Here is a 24,646-nt window from a genome sequence, read left to right as displayed (position 1 = left end):
CGAACGGCGCGGCGCCGGCGAGCGCCGCGAAACCGCGGGCCTCGCGGTCGCGGGCCGCCGCCGACAACTGAACCGTCCCGCTCTCAGGTAACACACAGCTACACCGGGCCCGTACGCCGCCGGCCCGGTGTAGCTGGTTTTGTGTAGGCGTTCGCCGCCGCGAATCCACCCGAAAGCCTTGCGTAAAGGCCGCAAAAGGGGAGAACGCCTCCGGAGGCGCCCGGATAATTTCGGTCCGACCCATGAACCACTCCGCGGGATTCCGCGTATCTACAGACAACGCCGCGTGAGGGTCCGGGCGCGGCCGAGGGCACTGGAGGGGTACCGACACATGACTGACGTGCAGGCGAGGACCGACACCGCCAACCCGCAGGGTGAGCCGACCCGCTCGGGCGTCGTGGCGCCCCGCCGCGCCGTGCTGGCCGGTGCCGGAGCCCTCGGCGCCACCTGTCTGCTGGCCGCGTGCGGCACATCGAGCAGCAGCAGCGGTACGAACCCCAGCGGGAGCGACTTCCAGAACAACCCCGCCCCGGCCGGCAGCAAGGGCGCCGACGCGGGGTTCCCGGCCGGCCAGTCCAAGGGCGGCGGCTCCAAGGGCGGTGACTCCGGCGGTGCGACGGCCCTGGCCGCGGTCGCCGACGTACCCAAGGGCGGCGGCATCATCCAGGGCGACCTGGTCATCACCCAGCCCAGCGAGGGCACCTTCAAGGCGTTCAGCAAGGTCTGCACGCATGCGGGCTGCGACGTCAACAAGGTCGACGGCGGACTGATCAAGTGCCCCTGCCACGGCAGCACGTTCTCCATTGAGGACGGTTCCCCGCAGGGCGGCCCGGCCACCAAGGGGCTGCCCGAGACCAAGGTGAAGGTGGACGGCGACAACATCGTCCAGGCCTGAGTTTCCGGCCGGTCAGAGTTTCCGGCCGGAGGCCCGACGCCGTGGCGGCGGCGACGGGCCTCCGGTCGGGTAATCATGTCAGGGGCACGCACTACTGTTGACCCGTGCCTGACCCGTCCAGCTACCGGCCGGCGCCCGGGACCGTTCCGGACGCCCCCGGCGTGTATCGCTTCCGCGACCCCAGCGGCCGGGTGATCTATGTCGGCAAGGCCAAGAGCCTGCGCAACCGGCTGAATTCCTACTTCGCGGACACCTGGTCGCTGCATCCGCGCACCCAGCAGATGGTCACCACGGCGGCGGCGGTCGACTGGGTCACGGTCGGCAGCGAGGTCGAGGCGCTGCAGCTGGAGTTCTCCTGGATCAAGGAGTTCGACCCTCGCTTCAACGTCAAGTATCGCGACGACAAGTCGTATCCGTTCCTCGCCGTCACCCTCAACGAGGAGTTCCCGCGCCTGCAGGTCATGCGCGGCGCCAAGCGCAAGGGCGTGCGGTATTTCGGGCCGTACTCGCATGCCTGGGCCATCCGGGAGACCCTCGACCTGCTGCTGCGGGTCTTTCCCGCGCGGACCTGCTCCGCCGGGGTCTTCAAGCGCGCCGGTCAGATCGGCCGTCCCTGCCTGCTCGGCTACATCGGCAAGTGTTCGGCCCCGTGCGTCGGCCAGGTCAGCGCCGCCGAGCACCGGGCCATCGTCGACGACTTCTGCGACTTCATGGCCGGGCGTACCGATGCGTTCGTCAAACGCCTTGAGCGCGACATGCTCGACGCCTCCGAGCAGCTGGACTTCGAGCGGGCGGCGCGGCTGCGCGACGACATCGCCGCGCTGCGCAAGGCGATGGAGAAGCAGACCGTCGTGCTGGGCGACGGCACCGACGCGGACGTCGTCGCGTTCGCGGAGGATCCGCTCGAGGCCGCCGTGCAGGTCTTCCACGTCCGCGACGGCCGCGTGCGCGGCCAGCGCGGCTGGGTGGTCGAGAAGACCGAGGAGCTGACCACCGGCGATCTGGTCCACCACTTCTGCACCCAGGTGTACGGCGACGAGCACGGCGAGGGTGACGTCCCCCGCGAGCTGCTCGTGCCCGCGTTGCCCGCGGACGCCCCGGCACTGGCCGACTGGCTCAGCGAACACCGCGGCAGCCGGGTCACCCTGCGGGTTCCGCAGCGCGGCGACAAACGCGCCCTGCTGGAGACCGTGGCCCGCAACGCCGGTGAGTCCCTCGCCCGGCACAAGCTGCGCCGCGCCGGTGACCTCACCACCCGCAGCAAGGCACTCGACGAGATCGCCGACGCCCTCGGCCTGGAGTCCGCGCCGCTGCGCATCGAATGCTTCGACGTCTCGCAGATCCAGGGCACCGACGTGGTGGCCAGCATGGTGGTGTTCGAGGACGGGCTGGCCCGCAAGAGCGAATACCGGCGCTTCGCGGTGCGCGGCAACCCCGACGGCAGCGGCACCGACGATCTCGCCGCGATGAGCGAGGTGATGCGGCGCCGGTTCGCCCGCTACCGCGCCGAGGCGGGCGGACCCGCGGCCGGGACAGCCGATGGTCTTGGCACGGCCGCCCCAGACGGCGTGGCGGCCGCTTTCGACAGCGCTGCGGCCGATGCGGACGACACGGCGACCCGCCCCCAGAGCGCTGAGGCGTTCCGGTCCGCCCGGCCGCCCGGTGACGGCCAGGCGGTTCGCGCCGGTGGTGCGCCCGTTTCCGGCGCCGACGAGCCGGCATCCGCGGAGGAGGTGCCGGCGAGCGCCGAACTGCCCGGTATCGATCCGTTGACCGGGCGGCCGCGGCGGTTCGCGTACCCGCCGCAGCTGGTCGTCGTGGACGGGGGCCAGCCGCAGGTCAATGCGGTCGCGGCGGTCCTCGCCGACCTCGGCATCACCGACGTGGCGCTGTGCGGGCTGGCCAAGCGCCTGGAGGAGGTGTGGCTGCCGGGCGAGGACTTCCCCGTGATCCTGCCGCGCACCTCCGAGGCGCTGTACCTGTTGCAGCGGGTCCGGGACGAAGCACACCGGTTCGCCATCACGTTTCACCGCCAGCGTCGTTCCAAGCGGATGACGGCCTCCGCGCTGGACAACATTCCCGGCCTGGGGGAGACCCGGCGCAAGGCGCTGCTGCGGCACTTCGGGTCGCTGAAGCGTCTGTCGCAGGCCACGCCGGAGGAGGTGACCGAGGTGCCCGGGATCGGACGCCGTACTGCGGAGGCGGTGCTGGCCGCGCTGCATCCGTCCGCCGAGGGTTCCGCCACCGAATCGGGTATCGGACCCCAGGCCGGGCAGCCGGGCAGCATCGGGTCGGCCTAGGATGCAGTGTCCGCCCGAGCTCGGGCGGACACTGCAGCGCAGGAGGACGTGCGTGAGTGAGTCCATGCCGGAGTTCGCTCCGGAGGAGCCGGGCCCCGACGAGGCCGGCACCGACCTGGTCGTGGTGACCGGGCTGTCCGGCGGCGGCCGCAGCACCGTCGCCCGCGCGCTGGAGAACGTCGGTTTCTACGTCGTCGACAACCTGCCCCAGGCGCTCATGCTCGACATGGCCCAGCTGGCGTTCGAGGCCGGCGGCGCGGCCCGGCGTACAGCGATGGTGCTGGACGTGCGCAGCCGGGCGTTCTCGACCGACCTGGGCGGCGCGGTCCGCGCACTCAAGGACCGCGGCTTCCACCCGCGGGTCGTCTTCGTGGACGCCGACGACGAGGTGCTGATCCGGCGGTTCGAGAGCGTGCGCCGCTCGCACCCGCTGCAGGGCGACGGGCGGCTGGCCGACGGCATCGCCGCGGAACGCAAGCTGCTCGAGGAGGCCCGCGAGCAGGCCGACGTGATCATCGACACCAGCCACCTCAACGTCAACCAGCTGCGCCGCCGGGTCGAGGAGCTGTTCGGCGGCGAGGACGCCCGCAAGCTGCGGATCACGGTGCTCTCCTTCGGCTTCAAGTACGGCCTTCCCCCGGACGCCGACTACGTCATGGACGCCCGGTTCCTGCCGAATCCGTTCTGGGTGCCCGAGCTGCGCGAGCACACCGGACTGGAGGAGGCGGTCAGCGGGTACGTGCTGGGCCAGGACGGCGCGGGCGAATTCGTCCGCACGTACGCGTCGCTGATCGCCGCGACCGCACCGGGCTTCGAGCGGGAGGGCAAGCGGTACCTCACCGTCGCGGTGGGCTGCACCGGCGGCAAACACCGCAGTGTCGCCCTCGCCGAGGAGCTGACCTCGCGGCTGCGCGACCTTCGCCTGTCCGCGCTCGCCTCCCACCGCGACCTGGGGCGGGAGTGACGGAGGGCCCCCGCCGCCTCAAGGTCGTCGCGTTCGGCGGCGGCCACGGCCTCGCCGCTTCGCTGCGCGGGTTGCGCCACACCGCGCCCGCGCTGGATCTGGACATCACCGCCGTGGTCACGGTCGGCGACGACGGCGGCTCCAGCGGCCGGCTGCGCGCCGAGCGGGACTCGCTGCCGCCGGGCGACCTGCGTCAGGCCCTCGCGGCGCTGGCCGACGACGACCCGTTCCACCAGGGCACCGCGGAGCTGCTGCAGTACCGCTTCGCCGTCAGCGGTCACCTCGACCGGGGCGGCGACGAGCGGTCCGGCGCACCCGCGTCCACCCACCCCGGCATGGGTTCGGGACCCGGCGCCAAGAGCGCCGGCCCGGAACCGGGCGGTGCGGGCCGGGAGCCCGGTGCCGGGGGCGCGGGTCCGGAGCGCGGTGCTGGCGGCGCCGGGCCGGAGCGCGGTGCTGGCGGCGCCGGGCCGGAGCGCGGTGCCGGGGGCGCGGGTCCGGAGCGCGGTGCCGCGAAGATTCCGGCGGGCCTGGGGAACGCCCCCTCCGACCGGCGGATCACCGGCGTGGTCGACCGTCGCGATCCCCTGGCCGGGCACGCCGTGGGCAATCTGCTGCTGGTCGGCCTCATGGAGCTGCTCGGTGACCCGATCGCGGCTTTGGAGCACGTCGGCCGGCTCGTGGGGGCGCGGGGCCGGGTCCTGCCGATGGCCCTGCACGCTGTGGGCATCGAGGCGGACGTGCGCGGCGTCGATCCGCACAAGCCCGACGAGATGGTCACGGTCCGCGGCCAGCACGCGGTCGCGGTGACCCCGGGGCACGTCGAGGCCGTACGCCTGATGCCGCCCGCGCCGCCCGCCTGCCCGTCCGCCCTGGCCGCGGTCGCCGAGGCGGACTGGCTGATCTTCGGCCCGGGCAGCTGGTACACCAGCGTGCTGCCGCACCTGCTGGTGCCGCAGCTCGCCGAGGCGATCATGAAGAGTCCGGCCCGGCGGCTGGTGACTCTGAACCTGGCGGCGGACATCGAGACGCTCGGCCTGTCGGCCGCCGACCACCTGGCCGCTCTGCACTGGTATCTGCCCGGCCTGCACGTCGACGCCGTGCTGGCGGACGCCCGGTGGGTGGGCGAGCCGGAACCGGTGCATCACGCGGCGCAGGCGTTGGGGGCGCGGCTGGTCCTGGCCCCCGTCGCCGTTGCGGACGGCAGCCCCAGGCATGATCCTGAGTCGTTGGGCGTTGCACTGGTGCCTGTCCTGGGTGCCGCTCGTTAAGCATCAGACGACCACGGCCACACATAGTTCATGATCCGGCGCGCGAGGTGACGACGACGATGGCGATGACGGCAGCGGTGAAGGATGAGCTGAGCCGGGTCGACGTGCCCAAGCCGTGCTGTCGGCGAGCGGAGATGGCGGCCCTGCTGCGCTTCGCGGGTGGCCTGCACATCGTCTCGGGCCGCGTCGTGGTGGAGGCCGAGCTCGACACGGGGGCGGTGGCCCGGCGGCTGCGCCGGGAGATCGCCGACGTGTACGGCTACCCCAGCGAGGTGCACGTGCTGGCCTCCGGCGGCCTGCGCAAGGGCAGCCACTACATCGTGCGCATCGTGAAGGACGGCGAGGCGCTGGCCCGCCAGACCGGACTGCTGGACGTGCGCGGGCGTCCCGTACGCGGGTTGCCGCCGCATGTCGTGTCCGCGAACGTGTGCTGCGCCGTCGCCGCCTGGCGCGGCGCGTTCATGGCGCACGGCTCGCTCACCGAGCCGGGCCGTTCCAGCGCCCTGGAGATCACCTGCCCCGGCCCGGAGGCCGCGCTGGCGCTGCGCGGCGCCGCCCGGCGCATCGGCATCACCGCCAAGGAGCGCGAGGTACGCGGCGTGGACCGGGTCGTGATCAAGGACGGCGACGCGATCGCCGCCCTGCTGACCCGCATCGGCGCGCACGCCAGCGTGCTGGCCTGGGAGGAACGGCGGGTCCGCCGCGAGGTCCGCGCCACCGCCAACCGGCTGGCCAACTTTGACGACGCGAACCTGCGCCGCTCGGCCCGCGCCGCCGTGGCCGCGGCCGCCCGGGTCACCCGCGCCCTGGAGATCCTGGCCGACGAGGCACCGAACCACCTCACCTCCGCCGGGCGGCTGCGCCTGGAGCACCGGCAGGCGTCGCTGGAGGAACTGGGCGCGCTGGCCGACCCGCCGCTGACCAAGGACGCGATCGCCGGGCGGATCCGCCGGCTGCTGGCGCTGGCCGACAAGCGCGCCCGCGATCTGGGCATCCCGGACACCGAGGCCGCCGTCACCCCGGAGATGATGGCTTGCTGACCCTGGTGGCCGGGCAGAGCGGGCGTGAAGACCCGTATGTCACGCTCCAGCCCCGGCGCAGCGCGGGAACCATTCCAGGCCGCCGGGCCGGCCGCTTCTGCGCCGCTCAGTGCGGGTATTCGCGGACCTCGATCGTGCGCGGCGCCGCGATGGGCCTGTGGACCTGAAGTAACGATAAGGTCGCGCCCCGCCGACATGCGCCGTACGTTCCTCCGATAGGGTCTGGGAGACGGCGACGGTGCCGGCAGCAGGGCCGACCGCGCCGTGCCGCCGCCCGTGCGGCGGCGGGGATCCTCCGTAAGGCGCGGCGGCCGGGACCACACAGCCGGCCCGCGAAGCAATGGTCGGCACACAGTCCTCCGCCGGTCGCATCGCCGGCGGACCGAAACGAGGAGATCCACCTGTGACCATCCGGGTTGGCATCAACGGCTTCGGCCGTATCGGCCGCAACTTCTTCCGGGCGGTTCTCGCCTCCGGCGCCGACATCGAGATCGTCGGTGTCAACGACCTGACCGACAACGCGACCCTCGCCCACCTGCTCAAGTACGACTCGATCCTCGGCCGCCTGCCGCACGAGGTGAAGGCCACCGCCGACGAGATCACCGTGGGCGGCAAGACGTTCAAGGCGTTCGCGGACCGTGACCCGGCCAACCTGAAGTGGTCGGACGTCGGCGCCGACGTGGTCATCGAGTCGACCGGCTTCTTCACCGACGCCACCAAGGCCAAGGTGCACGCGGACAACGGCGCGAAGAAGGTCATCATCTCGGCGCCCGCCAAGAACGAGGACATCACGATCGTGATGGGCGTCAACGACAACCTCTACGACGCCGCGAAGCACACGGTCATCTCCAACGCCTCCTGCACCACCAACTGCCTGGCCCCGATGGCCAAGGCGCTGCACGACGCGGTCGGGATCGAGAAGGGTCTGATGACCACGATCCACGCGTACACGCAGGACCAGAACCTGCAGGACGGCCCGCACAAGGACCTGCGTCGGGCCCGCGCCGCCGCGCTGAACATCGTGCCGACCTCGACCGGTGCCGCCAAGGCGATCGGCCTGGTCATGCCGGAGCTGAAGGGCAAGCTGGACGGTTTCGCGCTGCGCGTGCCGATCCCGACCGGCTCGGCCACCGACCTGACCTTCACCGCGTCCCGCGAGACCTCGGTGGACGAGGTCAACGCCGCGGTCAAGGCGGCCGCCGAGGGCCCGCTGCGCGGCTTCCTGACGTACACCGAGGACCCGATCGTGTCGGCGGACATCGTCACCGACCCGGCGTCGTGCATCTTCGACGCGGGCCTCACCAAGGTGATCGGCAACCAGGTCAAGGTCGTCGGCTGGTACGACAACGAGTGGGGCTACTCGAACCGCCTGGTCGACCTGGTCAAGCTCGTCGGCGCCTGAGGGACGACAGCGTGAAGACTCTCGACGACCTGCTCGGCGAGGGTGTCTCGGGTCGGCGCGTACTCGTGCGCGCCGACCTGAACGTCCCCTTCGAGAAATCCAATCCGGGCACGATCAGCGACGACGGCCGCATCCGCGCGGTGCTGCCGACCCTGGTCGCGCTGCGCGACGCGGGTGCCCGCGTCGTGGTGTGCTCGCACCTGGGCCGCCCCAAGGGCGCGCCCGACCCCAAGTTCACGCTCGCGCCGGTCGCGGCGCGCCTCGGTGAGCTGCTCGGCTCGGCCGTGGTGTTCGCGTCCGACACGGTCGGCGCGGACGCGCAGGGCAAGGCCGCCGCGCTGACCGACGGTCAGGTGCTGCTGCTGGAGAACCTGCGGTTCAACGCGGGCGAGACCAGCAAGGACGACGCCGAGCGCGGCGCGTTCGCCGACCAGCTGGCCGCGTTCGCCGACGCGTACGTCGACGACGCGTTCGGCGCGGTGCACCGCAAGCACGCCTCTGTGTACGACGTGCCCGCCCGGCTGCCGCACTACGCGGGCGGCCTGGTGCTGCGCGAGGTCGAGGTGCTCAAGAAGGTCACCGAGAGCCCGGAGCAGCCGTACGTGGTGGTGCTCGGCGGCTCGAAGGTCTCCGACAAGCTGGCGGTCATCCAGGCGCTGCTGCCCAAGGTCGACAAGCTGCTCGTGGGCGGCGGCATGTGCTTCACGTTCCTCAAGGCCCAGGGCCACGAGGTCGGCAAGTCGCTGCTCGAAGAGGACATGGTGCAGACCTGCGCCGACCTGCTGGAGCAGGCGCAGGGCCGGATCGTGCTGCCGGTCGACGTGGTGGCCGCGACGGAGTTCTCCGCCGACGCCGACCACGTCACCGTGCCGGCCTCGCAGATCCCGGCGGACCGGCTCGGCCTGGACATCGGCCCGGAGTCGGTGGCCCTGTTCGCCGACGCGATCGGCGGCGCGAAGACGCTGTTCTGGAACGGCCCGATGGGCGTGTTCGAGCTGGCCCCGTTCGCCCCGGGCACCCGCGGGGTGGCCGAGGCCATCACCAAGATCGACGGGTTCTCTGTGGTCGGCGGCGGCGACTCGGCCGCGGCCGTGCGCACCCTCGGCCTGGACGAGACCGCCTTCGGGCACATCTCCACGGGCGGCGGCGCCTCCCTGGAGTACCTGGAGGGCAAGACCCTGCCCGGCGTCGCGGCCCTGGAGGCGTCATGATCGACTGCACCGAGCGCAGCGAGGGCCCGGAGAGCATGACCAGGAGGGGCAGTCTGTGAGCGAAACCCGTCGGCCGATCATCGCCGGCAACTGGAAGATGAACCTCAACCACCTGGAGGCCATCCTCCTGGTGCAGAAGCTCGCGGCCGGTCTGCCCGAGCAGACGCTCGCCGAGGTCGAGGTCGTCGTGCTGCCGCCGTTCACGGACCTGCGCAGCGTGCAGACCGCGATCGACGGCGACAAACTGCAGCTCGGGTACGGCGCGCAGGACGTCTCCCCGCACACCGGCGGCGCGTACACCGGGGAGATCTCCGGCGGCATGCTGGCGAAGCTGGGCTGCACGTACGCGGTGATCGGGCACTCCGAGCGCCGGCAGTACCACAACGAGGACGACGCCCTGGTCAACGCGAAGATCAAGGCGGCGTTCGCGGCGGAGCTGACGCCGATCTTCTGCGTGGGGGAGGGCCTGGAGATCCGGGAGGCCGGCGACCAGGTGTCGCACGTGCTCGCCCAGGTCGACGCGGGCCTGGACGGGCTCAAGGCCGAGCAGGTCAAGCAGACCGTCATCGCGTACGAGCCGGTGTGGGCGATCGGCACCGGCAAGACCGCGACCCCGGAGGACGCGCAGGAGGTCTGCGGCGCGATCCGGGCGCGGCTGACCGAGCGCCACGGGGCCGAGGTCGGCGAGGCGGTCCGGATCCAGTACGGCGGCTCGGTCAAGGCCGCCAACGCCGCCGCGATCATGGCGCAGCCCGACGTCGACGGCGCGCTCGTCGGCGGTGCGAGCCTGGACGCGGACGAATTCGTCGGGATCTGCCGGTTCTCCGAGCACGTGGGCCGTTAGCCCGTAGCTGGGCTGTTCGTGGCGTTCACGCCCGGCCGTCCCCGGGGCGGCCGGGCGCGGGCGTGACCGCTATTGTTGGGGCGCTGCTGTGCCCGTCGAGAGGAACGACCGACCATGCCGATCGCGTTCACGTACACGTTGATCGTGTTGCTGTTCATCACCAGCATCCTGCTGACCCTGCTGATCCTGCTGCACCGCGGTAAGGGCGGCGGCATGTCGAGCATGTTCGGTGGCGGCGTCACCTCCAGCCTGGCCGGCTCCAGCGTCGCGGAGAAGAACCTCGACCGCTACACCGTGCTGGTGGGCATCGTCTGGTTCGCCTGCATCGTGGGCCTGGGCCTGTGGCTGCGGGTCACCCAGTCCGGCGGCTGACCGACACGGTCGGCTTTTCCGTCGATACTTCTCCCATTCGCCCGGGAGTCGTAGACTCTGCCGCGCGGTCCGGTTTCGTCCGGGCCGCGCGGTTCTTTCCTCGGGGTCCCGTAACGGGGGATCTCCCGCCGCTCCGGCGGCGATGACACGACGCCCCTCGAGACAGGAGTCTTCCGTGTCCAGTGGCAGTGCGATCCGCGGCAGCCGCGTCGGCTCCAGCCCGATGCGCCCGGACGAGCGCAGCGAGCCCGCCCCCCGGCGCGAGGTCACCTACTGGTGCGCCATGGGCCACCGGGTCGAGGTGCGCTTCGCCGCCGAGGCTCCTTCGCCGGAGACCTGGGACTGCCCCCGCTGCGGGCAGCCCGCGGGCCTGGACCGGCAGAACCCGCCGGGCCGTAGCCGGGTCGAGCCGTACAAGTCGCATCTCGCGTACGTGAAAGAGCGCCGCTCGGACGCCGACGGCGAGGCGATCCTCGCCGAGGCCCTCGCGAAGGTGCGTCAGCGCCGCGGAGAGTGACCGGCGCGCGGCGCCCGTAGCCCGGCAGCCCCCGCGTGCCGTGCGGCGCGACACGGCGCGCCCGGTGGCATCATGACCGGGTGGACTGGACCCTGGAAGTCGTCATCGTGCCGGTCGCGGACCTGGACCGGGCGAAGGCGTTCTACGCGGATCGGCTGGGCTTCGTGGTCGACCATGACACCCGGTTCGGTGAGACGGCGCGGATGGTGCAGCTGACCCCGCCCGGCTCCGGCTGCTCGATCGTCATCGGCAACGAGGTGGTGCCGCAGATGCCGCCGGGCTCGCTGAAGGGCCTGCAGCTGGTTGTGGCGGACATCCGGCGGGCGCACGCCGAGCTGGTCGAGCGCGGCGTCGAGTGCACGGAGGTCCAGGTGCTGGGGGAGAACCCGTTCCCCGTGCCGGACCCGCTCGACAACGTCGGGTTCGTGTTCTTCAGCGACCCGGACGGCAACGCCTGGGCGGTGCAGCAGATCTCGTCGCGGGGCGGGTCCGCGAGCGCCTGAGGCTCCGCACGGGCGCGGCCGGACCCGGGCGGTGCGGTCCCACTTGAGGGATCGGGCGGGGCGAACCCAACGGCAACCCGCGTGCGCCCGATCCGCGCTTTTCGCCCCCGGTCCGCGCCCGAACGGGATGGCATGACCGACACGATGATCGTTGAGCTGGCCATGCAGGCACTGACCATCGCCACCAAGATGGCCGCGCCGATCCTGTTGACCGCGCTGCTGATCGGCTTCGCGATCTCGCTGTTCCAGTCCGTGACCCAGATCCAGGAGGCGACCCTGTCCTTCGTGCCCAAGGCGGCCGGGGTCGGGGTGGCGCTGCTCATCAGCGGCAACTGGATGCTGCACGAGATGGTCACCTTCACCACTCAGCTGTTCGAGAAGGTGCCGCAGCTCCTCGCTGCCTGACGGGGAGCGGTCCGAGCGCGCACGGCGCCCGGCCTGCCCGCCCGGAAGGCCGAGCTCAGCCCGAATCGCCCGCCCGGCCCGTGGACGCCCCCACCCCGGCGGTGTCGACGGCATCGGCGTCCGGCGAGCCACCGGGCCCGGCCGTGCGCGGCGCGGGCGTCCGCGCGGGACGGCGTCCGCGCGGCAGCGAGGCGATCGCACCGACCACCGCCATCGCGGCGGCCAGCCAGAACACGATCACCAGACCGTGGTGGAACGGCGTCGCGATGAGCCGGGGGAAGAACGCAAGACCGGTGAGTGTGGCCGCGTTCGCCGACGGCAGGGCACCGAGCACCTGCGGGCCGAGCAGCTCCGCGATCGGGTTGTAGCCCAGGAACGCCGCGAACAGCGTGCCCACCGGCGGCAGCTCGGCCACCCGCGCCGCGGTCGCCGCGGGCACCCCCTGCGCGGTGAGGCCGGAGCCCAGCGTTGCCGGCAGGGAGTCCGCCAGACCCGCCACCATGAGCGAGAAGAAGACCCCGATCGAGAGCACCTGGCCCGCGTTCATGAACGTGGCCCGCATGCCGGAGGCGGCGCCCCGCATGGTCGCGGGCACGCTGGACATGACCAGTGCGGTGTTCGGCGCGGAGAACAGCCCGCCGCCCAACCCGTTCACGAAGATCAGGGCAGCGAAGACCGGGTAGGAGAAGTCGCCGGGCAGCAGCAGCAGGCCCAGGAACGACGCACCCATCACCAGCAGGCCACCGGCCGCGAACGGGCGCGCCCCGAAGCGGTCCGACAGGTACCCGGACAGCGGCCCGGCCAGCAGGAACCCGATCGTCATGGGCAGCAGATAGATGCCGGCCCACAACGGCGTCGACTCGTACGAGTAGCCGTGCAGCGGCAGCCAGATGCCCTGCAACCAGATGATGAGCATGAACTGCAGGCCGCCGCGGGCCACCGCGGCCAGCAGGCTGGCGGCGTTGCCGCTGGTGAAGGCCGTGTTGCGGAACAGGGCGAGCGGGAACATCGGCTCGGCCACCCGCTTCTCGACGACCACGAACGCGGCCAGCACCACGGCGCCGCCGGCCAGACCCGCGACGACCCAGGGGTTGGTCCAGCCCATGGTGTGCCCGCCGTACGGCTGGATCCCGTACGTGATGGCGGCCAGCACCGCGGTCAGCCCGACCGCGAACGTCGCGTTGCCCCACCAGTCGATGCGCCCGTGGCGCCGCTCCCCGGTGTCGTGCAGCGACCGGTACGCCCACACCGTGCCGAGCACGCCGAGCGGGATGTTGACCCAGAACACAGACCGCCAGTCCCACTCGGCCAGCACGCCGCCCGCGACCAGGCCGATGAACGACCCGGCGAGTGCGGAGACGATGTTGACGCCCAGCGCCATGCCGCGCTGCCGTACGTCGAATGCGTCGGTGATGATGGCCGCCGAGTTGGCCATGAGCATGGCGCCGCCGATGGCCTGCACCACGCGCCAGCCGATCAGCCACATCGCGCCGCCGCCGCCCGTGAACGGGTCCAGCGCCAGCACGACCGAGGTCAGCGTGAAGAGGGCGAACCCGGCGTTGTAGATCTTGACGCGGCCGTACATGTCGCCGAGCCGGCCGAGCGTGACAACCAGCACCGCGGTCACGAGCATGTAGCCCATGAGCATCCACAGCAGGTAGGACACGTTGCCGGGCTCCAACGGGTTCAGCTCGACCCCTTTGAAGATCGCCGGCAGGGAGATCAGCACGATGGACGCGTTGATCGTGGCCAGCAGGGTGCCGAGCGTCGTGTTCGACAACGCCACCCACTTGTAGTGCGGATGATCCGCGGAATACACGCGCGCACCCTTCCTCATTCGGCGATGACCTCCGCCAGCCGTTCCATCGCGGGCAGGGTGGCCAGGATCGCCGCCCGGTCGGGGGCGGCCATTCCGTCGAGTACGTCGGCGAGCGCGGCGGCGTAGCGGGCCCGGCGGTCCGCCACGAAGGCGCGGCCCGCGTCGGTGATCGTCACGACCACGACGCGCCGGTCGGCAGGGTCGGTGCCGCGGGTGGCGAGGCCGTCGCGTTCGAGCCGGGTGACGAGTTGCGTCATGGCCGGCTGGGTGACGCCCTCGGCGACGTGCAGGGCACAGAGCCGGTGCGGGCCGCACCGCTGCAGGCGGCGCAGCGTCGAGGCGGCGGTGAGGCTCAGGCCGTCGCGCGGGGTGAGGCGGTGCAGCGCCTCGTACAGCCGCTCGAACACGGACGCGACGAGCGCGCCGTCGGTGACCTCGGACATGCCTGATTTATATCACTGGCTTATACAACTGCGTTATGTGATCCACGCCGCGCCGCCGACGGGCCAGCGGCGCTCACGAGGGCGGCGGGCCGAGCCCGAGCGCCCGGCCGACCCGGCTGACCAGGTCACGTTCGCTCAGCGTCGGGTCGACGTCGATGACGGGCAGGCCCAGGCTGCGCGTCTGCGCGCGGAGGCGATCGGTGAACATGCGGTCGCGTTCCATCAGGTTGTGCAGCGCTCTCGGCGGATCGCTCGTGCGATCCGCGATCTGCCACGTCGAGCCACGGCTGTCGAAGGCCGCGCGGCGGAAGCCCGGCGTGGGCAGCAACCACACCGCCTGACCGGGCGCGGCCCACGGCAGTACCAGGTCCGGCAGCAGCCGGAATCCCTCGACGAGCACCCCCGGCCCCGGCGGCAGGCGCAGCAGGTCGTCGACGATCAGGTCGAAGCCCTCGCCCCGGAACCAGTGGAACGTCGCCAGCATCGTCTCCGGGCTGCGCCGCACCCACCGCTCGTCCATGTCCATCGCCAGGAACTCCGCCAGGGCCGGGCTGTCCGGTGCGGGGCTGCGCCGGGCGTGCTCGGCCATGGCGTCGTCGGTGGCGTACAGCCGCAGGCCGTGCTCGTCCGCCAGGCGCCGGGCGACCGTCGACTTGCCCGCGCCGCTGCCCCCGCCGATCCAGTACACGTGCGCCAGCGGCGCCGCGGGCGGCAGGGTCCGCGAGCTCAGCGCAGGCTGCGCAGCTTGGACGGGACGTTCGTCGCGGCGGCGCGGTCCAGCAGCCACAACGTACGGTCGGTGCCGGTGGCCCCGGCCGCGGGCAACTGCTTGGGCCCCGCCCCGCTGATCGCCATGCCGACCGCCGCCGCCTTGTCCGGCCCGGCGGCGACCAGCCACACCTCCTCGGCGCTCTGGATCGTCGGCAGGGTCAGCGTGATCCGGGTCGGCGGCGGCTTCGGGCTGTTGTGCACCGGCGCCGTCGTGCCGATGGCGTGGTAAACCGGGTGCTCCGGGAAGATCGACGCCACGTGGCCGTCCTCGCCGACGCCGAGCATGAGCACGTCGAAGTGCGGCAGTTCGGAGCTGCCCGGCTGGGCGGCGGCGGCCAGCTCACGGGCGTACCGGGCGGCCGCCGCGGCCGCGTCGTCGCCGTCCGGGCCGTCGGAGGCGGGCATCGCGTGCACCCGGGCCGGGTCCAGCGGCAGGGCGTCCAGCAGGGCCGCGCGGGCCTGGGTCTCGTTGCGCTCCGGGTCGCCGCCGGGCAGGAACCGCTCGTCGCCCCACCACAGGTCGACGTGCGTCCACTCGATCGCGTCCGCGGCGGGAAGGTCCCGCACCGCGCGCAGCACCTTCGCGGCGACCCGGCCGCCGGTCAGCACGATGCTGGCCCAGCCACGCTCGGCCTGCGCGTCGATGATCTTCACAACCAGCCGCGCCGCCACGGCCGACGCCAGGATGTCGGCGTCGGGGACGACCACCACAACGGTCTCGCTCATGTTCTCCCTTGTCATCACGGGGCCGCGCGGCGAGCCGACGGCCCCGGTGGTTCGCCACGGACCCCTCGGCCCGCTCCGGCCCGGGCGCCGCCGGTCCGCTGAGGCTCGCACCGATCCGGCCGCGACTGCGCGGCCGGATCAAGCTTGACGTGCCGCGCGCCCGCGGTCAGGCAGATGAGCCGCCAGGCCCGGCCATGGCGCCCTCCGCGGCTCCGGCCCGCTCGGCGAGCGCCGGGTCCCGCCACACGTGCACCCGCATCGCGTGGCGCTGATCCAGGTCGGGGACGCCGGCCATCGCGCCCAGCGCCTCGGCGTAGATCTGGTCGGCGTCGAGGCGCCGCAGCTCCTCCGCCAGCTCGTCACCGACGGGACGCTTCGGCAGCGGCATGTACCGGTCCTCCTGGCCGGTACGGCTGAACAGCGCCGTGCCCTCCTCGCGCGTCACTGTCACGCAGTCGCCGTTGGCGCACTGCAACTGCACCGAGTGCATCCGCGGCGCCCGGTCGGTGTGCTCCCACTCCGGTTCGATGTGCAGCCGGGACTTGAGCCAGCCGGACATCAGCGCGGCCGTCGGGTCGGTACGCGGCGCCACGATCTTCGCGCCGACGACCTCCTCCTCGGTGGTGTCGAACGCGCCCGCGACCAGCGTGCGCCACAGGGTGATCCGGGTCCAGGTGAGGTCGGTGTCGCCGGGAGCGTAGTCGTGCGCCCGCTGCACCAGCGCGGCCACCGGGTCGGGGGCCTGCTTGGAGTCGGTGATCCGGCGATCGGCCACCACGCCGAGGAAGTCGTTCGCGATCATCTCCGGCGGCTCGCCGTGCCACCACGTCACCACGGGCACGTCCGGGGCCAGCAGCGGCATGACCACCGACTCGGCGTGCAGGGCGAGCCGGCCGTACATGCGCATGACCACCGCCTCGGCGGGACCGAGCCGGCCACCCACGACGATCTCCGCGTCCAGGCGGCTGCGGCCCTCCAGGTCCGAGCGGACCACGATCAGCAGGCGGCACGGGTGGGCCGCCGCGGCGATCGTGGCGGCGGCCTCGGCCTCGCGGACCATCTTCTCCTCGACCACGGCCACCAGGGTCAGCGCGAGCCCGCTGGCCACCCCGCCCGCGGAACGGCGTTCGGCCGCGAGCGCCTTGACCACCTCGTTGCCGGTGGTGTCCCACAACCCGATCATGCTCGCCTCCAGGCGCGGTCCTCGCGGGCCAGCATCTCGTCGGACGCCCGGGGGCCCCACTCGCCGGAACGGTACGGCTCCGGGGTGGTCCCGGCCCACGCCGCCTCCAGCGGATCGATGACCCGCCAGCTCTGCTCCACCTCGGCGGCGTCCGGGAACAGGGTCCGGTCGCCGACCAGCACGTCGAGCACGAGCCGCTCGTACGCCTCGGGGCTGGACTCGGTGAACGCCTCGCCGTACTGGAAGTCCATCGCGATGTCGCGGACCTCCATCGTGGTGCCCGGCACCTTGGAGCCGAACTTCAGCACCACACCCTCGTCGGGCTGGACCCGGATGACGAGCTGGTTGTTGCCGAGCATCTCCACGTCGGCCGGGTTGAACGGCAGGTGCGGCGCCTTCTTGAACAGGATGGCGATCTCTGTCACCCGGCGCGGCATCCGCTTACCGACGCGGACGAAGAACGGCACCCCGGCCCAGCGGCGGTTCTGGATGCCCAGCCGTACCGCCACATAGGTCTCGGTGGTGGAGTCGGCGGGGACGCCCTTCTCCTCCAGGTAGCCCACGGCGCGTTCACCGGCCACCCAGCCGGGCAGGTACTGGCCGCGTACCGAGCCCTGCGCGATGTCCGCGGGCAGGCTGATCGCCTTGAGCACCTTGAGCTTCTCGGCGCGGATCTCGTTGGGGTCGAAGCTGGTCGGCTCCTCCATGCCCACGAGGGCCAGCAGCTGCAGCAGGTGGTTCTGCAGCACGTCGCGGGCCGCGCCGGCGGAGTCGTAGAACGCGGCGCGGGTGCCGATGCCGACGTCCTCGGCCATGGTGATCTGGACACTGTCGACGTACTTGGAATTCCACACCGGCTCGAACAGGCTGTTCGCGAAGCGCAGCGCCAGGATGTTCTGGACCGTCTCCTTGCCGAGGTAGTGGTCGATGCGGAAGACGTCCTGCGGGGTGAACACCTCGTCGACGAGCTGGTTCAGCGACATCGCGGTCTTCAGGTCGTTGCCGAACGGCTTCTCCACCACGACCCGGCGCCAGCCGCCGGACTTGGCGTTGTCCGCCATGCCGGTGCGGTTCAGCTGGTTGAGCACCATCGGGAACGCGGCCGGCGGAATGGAGAAGTAGAAAGCGGCGTTGCCCGCGATGCCGTTGCGCTCGCGCAACTCGTCCAACGTGGTGGCCAGCTGGTCGAACGCGGTGTCGTCGTCGAAGGAACCGGGCACGAATTGGAACTGGCTGGCCAGCCGCTGCCATACGTCCTCGCGCCACGGGGTGCGGGCGCCGTTCTTGGCCGCCTGGTAGGCCAGGGACTCGAAGTCCCCATCGCCCCAGTCGCGGCGGGCGAAGCCCAGGACCACGAAACCGGGCGGCAGCAGGCCGCGGTTCGCGAGGTCGTAGACCGCCGGAATGAGCTTCTTGCGGGACAGGTCGCCGGTCACCCCGAAGATCACCAGAGCGCAGGGCTCCGGGATCCGGGGCAGGCGACGGTCCTGTGGTGCGCGCAGCGGATTACCCACGTGTCCCATCCTGCCAGCTTGTCGTGCCCCCGTACGGTGGCGGGCCGGGGTTCGGCCGCCCGGCCGGGAAGACCGGCCGGGCGGACGGCTACCTCAGGCGTCGCCCTTCGCGGCGTCGCTGGGGTGTTCGGAGCCCTGGGCGGCCGCGCGCAGCGACTTGCCGACGCCGTCGAGCAGCTCGACCCAGCTCGCCTCGAACTTCTCGACGCCCTCCTCCTCCAGGACCTTCACCACGTCGTCGTAGTCGACGCCGAGCGCGGCCAGGTCGGCGAGGACCTTGCGGGCGGATTCGTACGCACCGGTGACGGTGTCGCCGCGGGTCGTGCCGTGATCCTCGTACGCGAAGATCACCGACTCGGGCATGGTGTTGACCGTGCCGGGCGCGATGAGTTCCTCGACGTAGATCGTGTCCGGGAAGTCCGGGTTCTTCGTCGAGGTGGACGCCCACAGCGGACGCTGCGGGTGTGCGCCCGCGTCGGCCAGCTTCTGCCAGCGGTCGGTGGCGAACACCTCGGTGTACGCCTCGTACGCCAGCTGCGCGTTGGCGATCGCGGCCCTGCCCCGCATCGCCTTCGCCTCGTCCGTGCCGATCTTGTCGAGTCGCTTGTCGATCTCGGTGTCCACGCGGGACACGAAGAACGACGCGACCGAGCCGATCTTCGTGAGGTCGTGGCCGTTCGCCTTCGCCTGCTCCAGGCCGGACAGGAACGCGTCCATGACGGCCCGGTACCGCTCCAGCGAGAAGATCAGCGTGACGTTCACGCTGATCCCCTTGGCCAGGGTGGCGGTGATCGCGGGCAGGCCCGCCTCGGTCGCCGGGATCTTGATGAACAGGTTCGGCCGGTCCACCAGCCACCACAGCGTCCGCGCCTCGGCGGCGGTCTTCGCGGTCTCGTACGCCAGCCGCGGGTCCACCTCGATGGACACCCGGCCGTCGACCCCGCCCGACGCGTCGTACGCGGGCCGCATCACGTCGCAGGCCCAGCGCACGTCGTAGCCGGTGAGCAGGCGTACCGCCTCCTCCACCGTGACGCCCTGGGTGGCCAGGTCGCGCAGCTGCTCGTCGTACGCGTCGGCGTCGGCGAGGGCCTTGGCGAAGATGGTCGGGTTGGTGGTCACGCCGACCACGTGCTGTTCACGGCGCATTTTGTCCAACGAGCCGGTGGTCAGCCGTACCCGGGATAGATCGTCGAGCCAGACCGCCACACCTGTGGCGGAGAGCTCGGCAAGCCTGTCGGTCATCGCGATACTCCTCGTTTCTCCCGCTGTAGTACGGCGAAGCCGTCTGGGCAGATCAGTTGCCGGTCGTCGTACCGGTGATCGCGCCGACCCTCGCGAGGGCGGCGTGGGCCTTGGCCACCACGTTGTCCGCGGTGAACCCGAACTGCTCGAACAGCACCCCGGCCGGGGCGCTGGCGCCGTAGTGCTCGATGCTGACCGCCTCGCCGCAGTCGCCGATGATCCGCTGCCAGCTCATGGCGATGCCGGCCTCCACGGATACCCGTGCCCTGACCCCGTGCGGCAGCACCAGCTGCTGGTAGGCGGTGTCCTGTGCGAAGAACCACTCCTGGCAGGGCATCGACACGACCCGGGTCGGGGTGCCGTCGGCTTCGAGGCGCTCCTGCGCGGTGAGGCAGTACTGCAGCTCGGAGCCGGTGCCGATGAGGATCACCTGCGGCTGCCCGCCGGTGGCCTCGGAGACGATGTAGCCGCCCCTGAGGACGCCCTCCGCGGAGGCGTACCGGTCGCGGTCGATGGTCGGCAGCGCCTGGCGGCTCAGCGCGAGGGCGGTCGGCCGGTCGGTGTGCTCCAGCGCGCCGCGCCACGCCCAGGCGGTCTCGTTGGCGTCGGCGGGGCGGACCACGTCGAGGCCGGGGATGGCGCGCAGCGCGGTCAGGTGCTCGACCGGCTGGTGGGTGGGGCCGTCCTCGCCGAGGCCGATCGAGTCGTGCGTCCACACGTACGTCACGGGCAGCTGCATCAGCGCGGCCAGCCGGACCGCGGGGCGCATGTAGTCGCTGAACACGAGGAACGTGCCGCCGTACGGGCGGGTGCCGCCGTGCAGCGCGATGCCGTTGAGGATGGCACCCATGGCGTGCTCGCGGATGCCGAAGTGCAGCGTACGGCCGTACTCGTGGCCGGGGAACGCCTTGGTGGCGTGCTCGGCCGGGATGAACGACGGCTCGCCCTTCATCGTGGTGTTGTTGCTCTCGGCCAGGTCGGCCGAGCCGCCCCACAGCTCCGGCAGCGCCGGGGCGAGGGCGTCGAGCACCTTGCCGGAGGCGGCGCGGGTGGCCACGCCCTTGGCGTCGGCGGGGAACTCCGGCAGCGCGTCGACCCAGCCCTCGGGCAGGGTGCGGGCGGCCAGCCGGTCGAACAGCGCGCGGGCCTCCGGGTTCGCGCCGGCCCAGGCGTCGAACTCGCCCCGCCACTGCGCGTGCGCCTCGCGGCCCCGCGCGACGACCTCGCGGGCGTGCGCGATGACCTGCTCGTCGACCGCGAAGCTGCCCTGCGGGTCGAAGCCGAGGATCTCCTTGGTGGCGGCCACCTCGTCGGCGCCCAGCGCCGAACCGTGGATCTTGCCAGTGTTCTGCTTGTTCGGCGCGGGCCAGCCGATGATCGTGCGCAGCGCGATGAACGACGGCCGGTCGGTCTCGGCCTTGCTGGCCTGCAGCGCCGCGTACAGCGCCGCGACGTCCTCGTGGTACTCGCCGTCGGCCGGGTCACCGCCGCGCCAGTCCACGGTCTGCACGTGCCAGCCGTAGGCGGCGTAGCGGGCGGCGACGTCCTCGCTCTTGGCGATGCGGGTGTCGTCCTCGATCGAGATCTCGTTGTCGTCCCAGATCAGGGTGAGGTTGCCCAGCTGCTGGGTGCCGGCCAGGGCGCTGGCCTCGTGGCTGATGCCCTCCTCGATGTCACCGTCCGAGGCGATCGCCCAGATGTGGTGGTCGAACGGGGACCGGCCCGGCTCGGCGGTCGGGTCGAACAGGCCGCGCTCGCGGCGGGCCGCCATCGCCATGCCGACCGCGTTACCGATGCCCTGCCCGAGCGGGCCCGTGGTGGTCTCGACGCCCGGCGTGTGCCCGTGCTCGGGGTGACCCGGCGTGAGCGAGCCCCACTGCCGCAGCGAGGCCAGGTCGTCCAGTGACAGACCGTAGCCGGCGAGGTAGAGCTGGATGTAGAGGGTGAGGCTCGAATGCCCGCACGAGAGCACGAAGCGGTCGCGGCCGGGCCAGGCCGGATCGGTCGGGTCGTGCCGCATCACCCGGTTGAACAACAGGTAGGCCGCGGGGGCGAGGCTCATGGCGGTGCCGGGGTGACCGTTGCCGGCCTTCTCGACGGCGTCCATCGCCAGGACGCGGACGGTGTCAACCGCCCGCCGGTCGAGGTCGGACCAGTTCAAAGCATCTGTACCAGCCACGTCGTTCTGCTCCTCGGGGCGTATCGGGGGGACGCTACGTGCTCGACCCTATCCATTACCCATGAACGGCCGCCCCATGAACCCGGCAGGCCCATAGGCTGAGAGTGGACAGGCGGGCGGGCCCGGTCCGCCGGTGGCGGCGTGTGACGCCGTGCACCCGGGACGGGTCCTCCGGGCGGCCGTATGGGCTGCGCGTAGTCTGTCCGAGCGTGCCGTCGGCCCCGCCGGCAAGGGGCGCGCGAGTCCGCGCCAACGCCGGAAGGTGGCTGTCCGTGAGCATGATCACCGAGCGTCCTCAGGGGCGGCCGTCCAGCGTGCGCGAGGCGGCATCGTTCCCGGCGGAGCGTTCGGCGGCGCGCCTTGATGTGCGGGCGGTGCTGCGGGCCTATGTCGCGCTCACCAAACCGCGCATCGTGGAGCTGCTGCTGGTCACCACGGTCCCGGCGATGATGCTGGCCGCCGACGGCTGGCCCAGCCTGAGCCTCGTCGTGGTGGTACTCGTCGGCGGCTCGCTGGCCGCGGGCGCGGCGAGCGCTTTGAACTGCTACATCGATCGCGACATCGACCAGCTGATGCGGCGTACCAAACGGCGCCCGCTGCCGGCCCACACGGTGACCCCGCGCTCCGCGCTGGTGTTCGGCCTGGTCCTGGCGGCGGTGTCGCTGGTGCTGATGGCCGTGTTCACCAACTGGCTGGCGACGGCGCTGACCGCGGCCGCGATCGCGTACTACGACCTCGTCTACACACTGTGGCTCAAGCGGCGGACCCCGCAGAACACGTTCTGGGGCGGGGTGTGCGGGGCGGCGCCGGTGCTGATCGGCTGGGCCGCGGTGACGGGCTCGCTGGCGCCGGGTGGCTGGGCGCTTTTTGCGGTTGTCTTCTTTTGGCAGATGCCGCATTTCTATGCGCTGGCGATCACGTACAAGGACGACTATGCCCGCGCCGGAATCCCGATGCTCCCGGTGGTTCGTTCCGCGCGGCGGGTCAACGGCGAGATCCTGCTCTGGACCGTCCTGACCGTCGGAGCCTCGCTGGTCGCCTGGCCGCTGGGCCTGGGCATCGTCTACGGCGTCACCGCGATCGTGACCGGTGTGCTGTTCCTCGCCGAGGCGCTCATGCTCGTGCGCCGTGGGCGCCGCGGGGAGCCGCTCAAGCCGATGCGGCTGTTCCACTGGTCCGTGACGTACCTGACGATCCTGTTCATCGCGGTCGCGATCGACGCCCTGCGCTGACCCGCCGGTAGCGGCGCGGCGGGGTCGCGCGGCGCGGGGTCTGCCCGCTGCGCGAGAACGGACGGCGCGGGCACAGGCAACGGGGTGACGCGCGGTCGGGTGACTGCTCTCGCGCTCGTTCGGAGGAACCGTCGCTGGTGTGCAATTCGGGCAAAATTGGTACATACCAATGCGGCGAACATCCATAGGTGCAGGTAATTGGCGTCACAAAAAGCGCCGACAGGCGAGTGCCACCGCCCGGAGTCTGCTTAGGCTGCCCCTCATGGCTGAAGGTTCCGATACGACACTGACCGCCGGCATCAAGTCGTTCGCCGTGGGACACGGCGGCGCCAAGGCGGTCATCGAGTACGTCGGCAAGCGCGGCGCCCGCATCGTCCTCGTCGGCGAGGACGGCGCATGGACCGACCAGTTCGCCGACGGCACGGACGTGGCGCGCAAGGCCTGCGAGGTCGCGGGAGTCGAAGTACAGAACGAGTGGGAGCGCGAGCTGATGGAGCAGATGCGCCCCAGCGGCGACCTGTGGCGCTCGATGTCGCGCCGGAGCATGGCCCGCTGATTCGCAGAATCCGCCCGGACCGGGGGGGTTGGCAGGACCCCGGCAGTCCGGTCGGTGCATCCCCGCAAGTGATCCGAATCCGTCCGACCGCGACCCGGGAGTGATCCCGGGTCGCCTTCGTCAGGCGTCGTGATCCTCCGCCGCGGGGCTGGTGGCTCGACGGGCGACCCGGCCGGGCCGTGCGTCGCCGGTGCCGGGGAGGCGCCGCCGCTGGGGTCAGTGCGCCGCGGACACCGGGCTGGGGGATTGCGCCGGAGCGGCCGGCGCGCCCGACGGTGCCGGGGCGGCGGGCGCCGGGGGGCGCTCGCGCAGGCTCCACAGCACGCCCAGGGTGCCCACCCAGACCAGGCAGGCGCCGAGCATGTGCGCCCCCACCAGCAGCACCGGCAGATGCGTGAAGTACTGCACGAAGCCGATCAGCCCCTGCGCCAGCTCGATCACCACGAGCACCGCGGCGGCCCGGACGGCGGCCCGCGGGGCGCCCGCGGCCCGCAGCGCGAACCACAGCGCCACGGACAGCCCGATCAGCAGGAACACCAGGTCCGCGTGGGCCTGCGAGATCATCTCCGGGTCGAGGCCGTTGCGCCGGGCGTGCTCGTCGCCCGCGTGCGGGCCGCTGCCGGTCACCACCACACCGAGCACGATCACCGCGGCGCTGACCACCGCGGTCAGCCGGGCCAGCGTCCGCAGCGGCGCGGCCACCAGCGGCCGGGCCGGGCCGTCGCCCTCGGCGGTGCGCCGCCACAGCGCGTACGCGAACGCGATCAGCGTCATCGAGAGCAGGAAGTGCAGCCCGACGACCCACGGGTTGAGGTCGGTGAGCACGGTGATGCCGCCGATCACGCCCTGGGCGGGGATGCCCAGGCCGACCGCCAGCGAGAGCAGGACCAGGGAACGGCGCCGGGGCCGCTGCCACAGCGCGGCCAGGAAGCAGGCCAGGGCGATCAGGCCCAGGGCGATGCTCAGCAGCCGGTTGCCGAATTCGATCGCGCCGTGCACACCCATGGCAGCGGTCGTCGTGTACGAGGCGTCGGTGCACCGGGGCCACGTGGGGCAGCCCAGCCCGGAACCGGTCAGGCGGACCGCCGCGCCGGTGACGACCAGCGCGATGTTGGCCACCAGGCTCGCCAGGGCGAGGGGGCGCAGGGGGGCGCGGAAGCTCACCTCCCGGATCGTACGCGTAGATTTGATCTTGTTTGCGCGCACTGGTCGGCGGCGGTGTCGTGGATCACCGGGACCCGGGTTTGCGGCCGCTCG

General features: G+C 72.0%; 23 protein-coding genes. 14 read left to right on the top strand and 9 right to left on the bottom strand.

The genetic code is table 11. The features are described from left to right. The first annotated feature begins 331 nt into the window (after window positions 1-331). The 12 genes from ACMCNN_RS20550 to ACMCNN_RS20495 all read left to right on the top strand — a co-directional run bounded on the left by ACMCNN_RS20550 (window position 332) and on the right by ACMCNN_RS20495 (window position 11,724). Window positions 332-895, top strand: coding sequence for a Rieske (2Fe-2S) protein (locus tag ACMCNN_RS20550; protein ID WP_412742141.1), 564 nt, complete (start codon window positions 332-334; stop codon window positions 893-895). A gap of 104 nt (window positions 896-999) precedes the next feature. Continuing rightward, window positions 1,000-3,195, top strand: coding sequence for an excinuclease ABC subunit UvrC (uvrC, locus tag ACMCNN_RS20545; protein WP_412742140.1), 2,196 nt, complete (start codon window positions 1,000-1,002; stop codon window positions 3,193-3,195). 64 nt (window positions 3,196-3,259) lie between these two features. Continuing rightward, window positions 3,260-4,159 (top strand): RNase adapter RapZ, encoded by a 900-nt coding sequence (gene rapZ / locus ACMCNN_RS20540; protein WP_412747225.1) that lies wholly within the window; start codon window positions 3,260-3,262, stop codon window positions 4,157-4,159. A 62-nt stretch (window positions 4,160-4,221) separates the two neighbouring features. Then, the gene (locus ACMCNN_RS20535) at window positions 4,222-5,430 is read left to right on the top strand and encodes a 2-phospho-L-lactate transferase CofD family protein (RefSeq protein WP_412747224.1); all 1,209 of its coding nucleotides are present in this window, start codon (window positions 4,222-4,224) and stop codon (window positions 5,428-5,430) included. A 59-nt stretch (window positions 5,431-5,489) separates the two neighbouring features. Further along, window positions 5,490-6,470, top strand: a complete 981-nt coding sequence (gene whiA / locus ACMCNN_RS20530; protein WP_130511592.1) for a DNA-binding protein WhiA — start codon at window positions 5,490-5,492, stop codon at window positions 6,468-6,470. Between the two features lie 403 nt (window positions 6,471-6,873). Continuing rightward, on the top strand, window positions 6,874-7,872 hold the full coding sequence (gap, locus tag ACMCNN_RS20525; RefSeq protein WP_412742139.1) for a type I glyceraldehyde-3-phosphate dehydrogenase: 999 nt from the start codon (window positions 6,874-6,876) through the stop codon (window positions 7,870-7,872). An 11-nt stretch (window positions 7,873-7,883) separates the two neighbouring features. Continuing rightward, entirely contained in the window at window positions 7,884-9,083 is a 1,200-nt protein-coding gene (locus ACMCNN_RS20520) for a phosphoglycerate kinase (protein WP_412742138.1), read from the top strand. Between the two features lie 55 nt (window positions 9,084-9,138). After that, window positions 9,139-9,927: a triose-phosphate isomerase gene (gene tpiA / locus ACMCNN_RS20515; protein ID WP_412742137.1), complete on the top strand. Its 789-nt coding sequence runs from the start codon at window positions 9,139-9,141 to the stop codon at window positions 9,925-9,927. 114 nt (window positions 9,928-10,041) lie between these two features. Then, window positions 10,042-10,299: a preprotein translocase subunit SecG gene (gene secG, locus ACMCNN_RS20510; RefSeq protein WP_130511596.1), complete on the top strand. Its 258-nt coding sequence runs from the start codon at window positions 10,042-10,044 to the stop codon at window positions 10,297-10,299. Window positions 10,300-10,474: 175 nt separating this feature from the next. Then, window positions 10,475-10,816, top strand: coding sequence for an RNA polymerase-binding protein RbpA (locus tag ACMCNN_RS20505; RefSeq protein WP_412742136.1), 342 nt, complete (start codon window positions 10,475-10,477; stop codon window positions 10,814-10,816). 80 nt (window positions 10,817-10,896) lie between these two features. Continuing rightward, on the top strand, window positions 10,897-11,319 hold the full coding sequence (locus tag ACMCNN_RS20500; RefSeq protein WP_412742135.1) for a VOC family protein: 423 nt from the start codon (window positions 10,897-10,899) through the stop codon (window positions 11,317-11,319). Window positions 11,320-11,451: 132 nt separating this feature from the next. Continuing rightward, the gene (locus tag ACMCNN_RS20495) at window positions 11,452-11,724 is read left to right on the top strand and encodes a flagellar biosynthetic protein FliQ (protein ID WP_412742134.1); all 273 of its coding nucleotides are present in this window, start codon (window positions 11,452-11,454) and stop codon (window positions 11,722-11,724) included. A 55-nt stretch (window positions 11,725-11,779) separates the two neighbouring features. Here ACMCNN_RS20495 and ACMCNN_RS20490 read toward each other — a convergent pair whose 3' ends face one another. From ACMCNN_RS20490 to tkt, 8 genes are all read right to left on the bottom strand, one after another. After that, window positions 11,780-13,543, bottom strand: a complete 1,764-nt coding sequence (locus ACMCNN_RS20490; protein ID WP_412742133.1) for an MFS transporter — start codon at window positions 13,541-13,543, stop codon at window positions 11,780-11,782. Window positions 13,544-13,557: 14 nt separating this feature from the next. Beyond that, a complete protein-coding gene (locus ACMCNN_RS20485) occupies window positions 13,558-13,986 on the bottom strand; it encodes a MarR family winged helix-turn-helix transcriptional regulator (RefSeq protein WP_412742132.1) in 429 nt (142 codons plus the stop codon). A 73-nt stretch (window positions 13,987-14,059) separates the two neighbouring features. Further along, entirely contained in the window at window positions 14,060-14,674 is a 615-nt protein-coding gene (locus ACMCNN_RS20480; protein ID WP_412742131.1) for a hypothetical protein, read from the bottom strand. Window positions 14,675-14,712: 38 nt separating this feature from the next. Then, window positions 14,713-15,483, bottom strand: a complete 771-nt coding sequence (pgl, locus tag ACMCNN_RS20475; RefSeq protein ID WP_412742130.1) for a 6-phosphogluconolactonase — start codon at window positions 15,481-15,483, stop codon at window positions 14,713-14,715. Window positions 15,484-15,649: 166 nt separating this feature from the next. Next, entirely contained in the window at window positions 15,650-16,666 is a 1,017-nt protein-coding gene (locus tag ACMCNN_RS20470) for a glucose-6-phosphate dehydrogenase assembly protein OpcA (RefSeq protein WP_412742129.1), read from the bottom strand. Continuing rightward, on the bottom strand, window positions 16,663-18,180 hold the full coding sequence (zwf, locus tag ACMCNN_RS20465) for a glucose-6-phosphate dehydrogenase (protein WP_412747223.1): 1,518 nt from the start codon (window positions 18,178-18,180) through the stop codon (window positions 16,663-16,665). The genes ACMCNN_RS20470 and zwf overlap by 4 nt, the downstream gene beginning before the upstream one ends. 93 nt (window positions 18,181-18,273) lie before the next feature. Continuing rightward, entirely contained in the window at window positions 18,274-19,422 is a 1,149-nt protein-coding gene (tal, locus tag ACMCNN_RS20460; RefSeq protein ID WP_412742128.1) for a transaldolase, read from the bottom strand. Window positions 19,423-19,474: 52 nt separating this feature from the next. After that, window positions 19,475-21,529: a transketolase gene (gene tkt, locus ACMCNN_RS20455; protein WP_412747222.1), complete on the bottom strand. Its 2,055-nt coding sequence runs from the start codon at window positions 21,527-21,529 to the stop codon at window positions 19,475-19,477. Between the two features lie 344 nt (window positions 21,530-21,873). Between tkt and ACMCNN_RS20450 the strand changes: the two genes are divergently transcribed. Both ACMCNN_RS20450 and ACMCNN_RS20445 read left to right on the top strand, forming a co-directional pair. Further along, on the top strand, window positions 21,874-22,833 hold the full coding sequence (locus ACMCNN_RS20450; RefSeq protein WP_412742127.1) for a heme o synthase: 960 nt from the start codon (window positions 21,874-21,876) through the stop codon (window positions 22,831-22,833). Between the two features lie 262 nt (window positions 22,834-23,095). Beyond that, the gene (locus ACMCNN_RS20445) at window positions 23,096-23,389 is read left to right on the top strand and encodes a hypothetical protein (RefSeq protein ID WP_412742126.1); all 294 of its coding nucleotides are present in this window, start codon (window positions 23,096-23,098) and stop codon (window positions 23,387-23,389) included. Window positions 23,390-23,605: 216 nt separating this feature from the next. On the opposite strand, the gene ACMCNN_RS20440 is transcribed toward ACMCNN_RS20445, so the two are convergent. Continuing rightward, window positions 23,606-24,553, bottom strand: coding sequence for a COX15/CtaA family protein (locus ACMCNN_RS20440; RefSeq protein ID WP_412742125.1), 948 nt, complete (start codon window positions 24,551-24,553; stop codon window positions 23,606-23,608). Between the last annotated feature and the right edge of the window lie 93 nt (window positions 24,554-24,646).

Source organism: Krasilnikovia sp. MM14-A1004 (assembly GCF_047159485.1).
Taxonomy (GTDB): domain Bacteria; phylum Actinomycetota; class Actinomycetes; order Mycobacteriales; family Micromonosporaceae; genus Actinoplanes.
The sequence above is the reverse complement of the archived record's forward strand: the minus strand, read 5'-3'. Positions and strand labels throughout refer to the sequence as shown.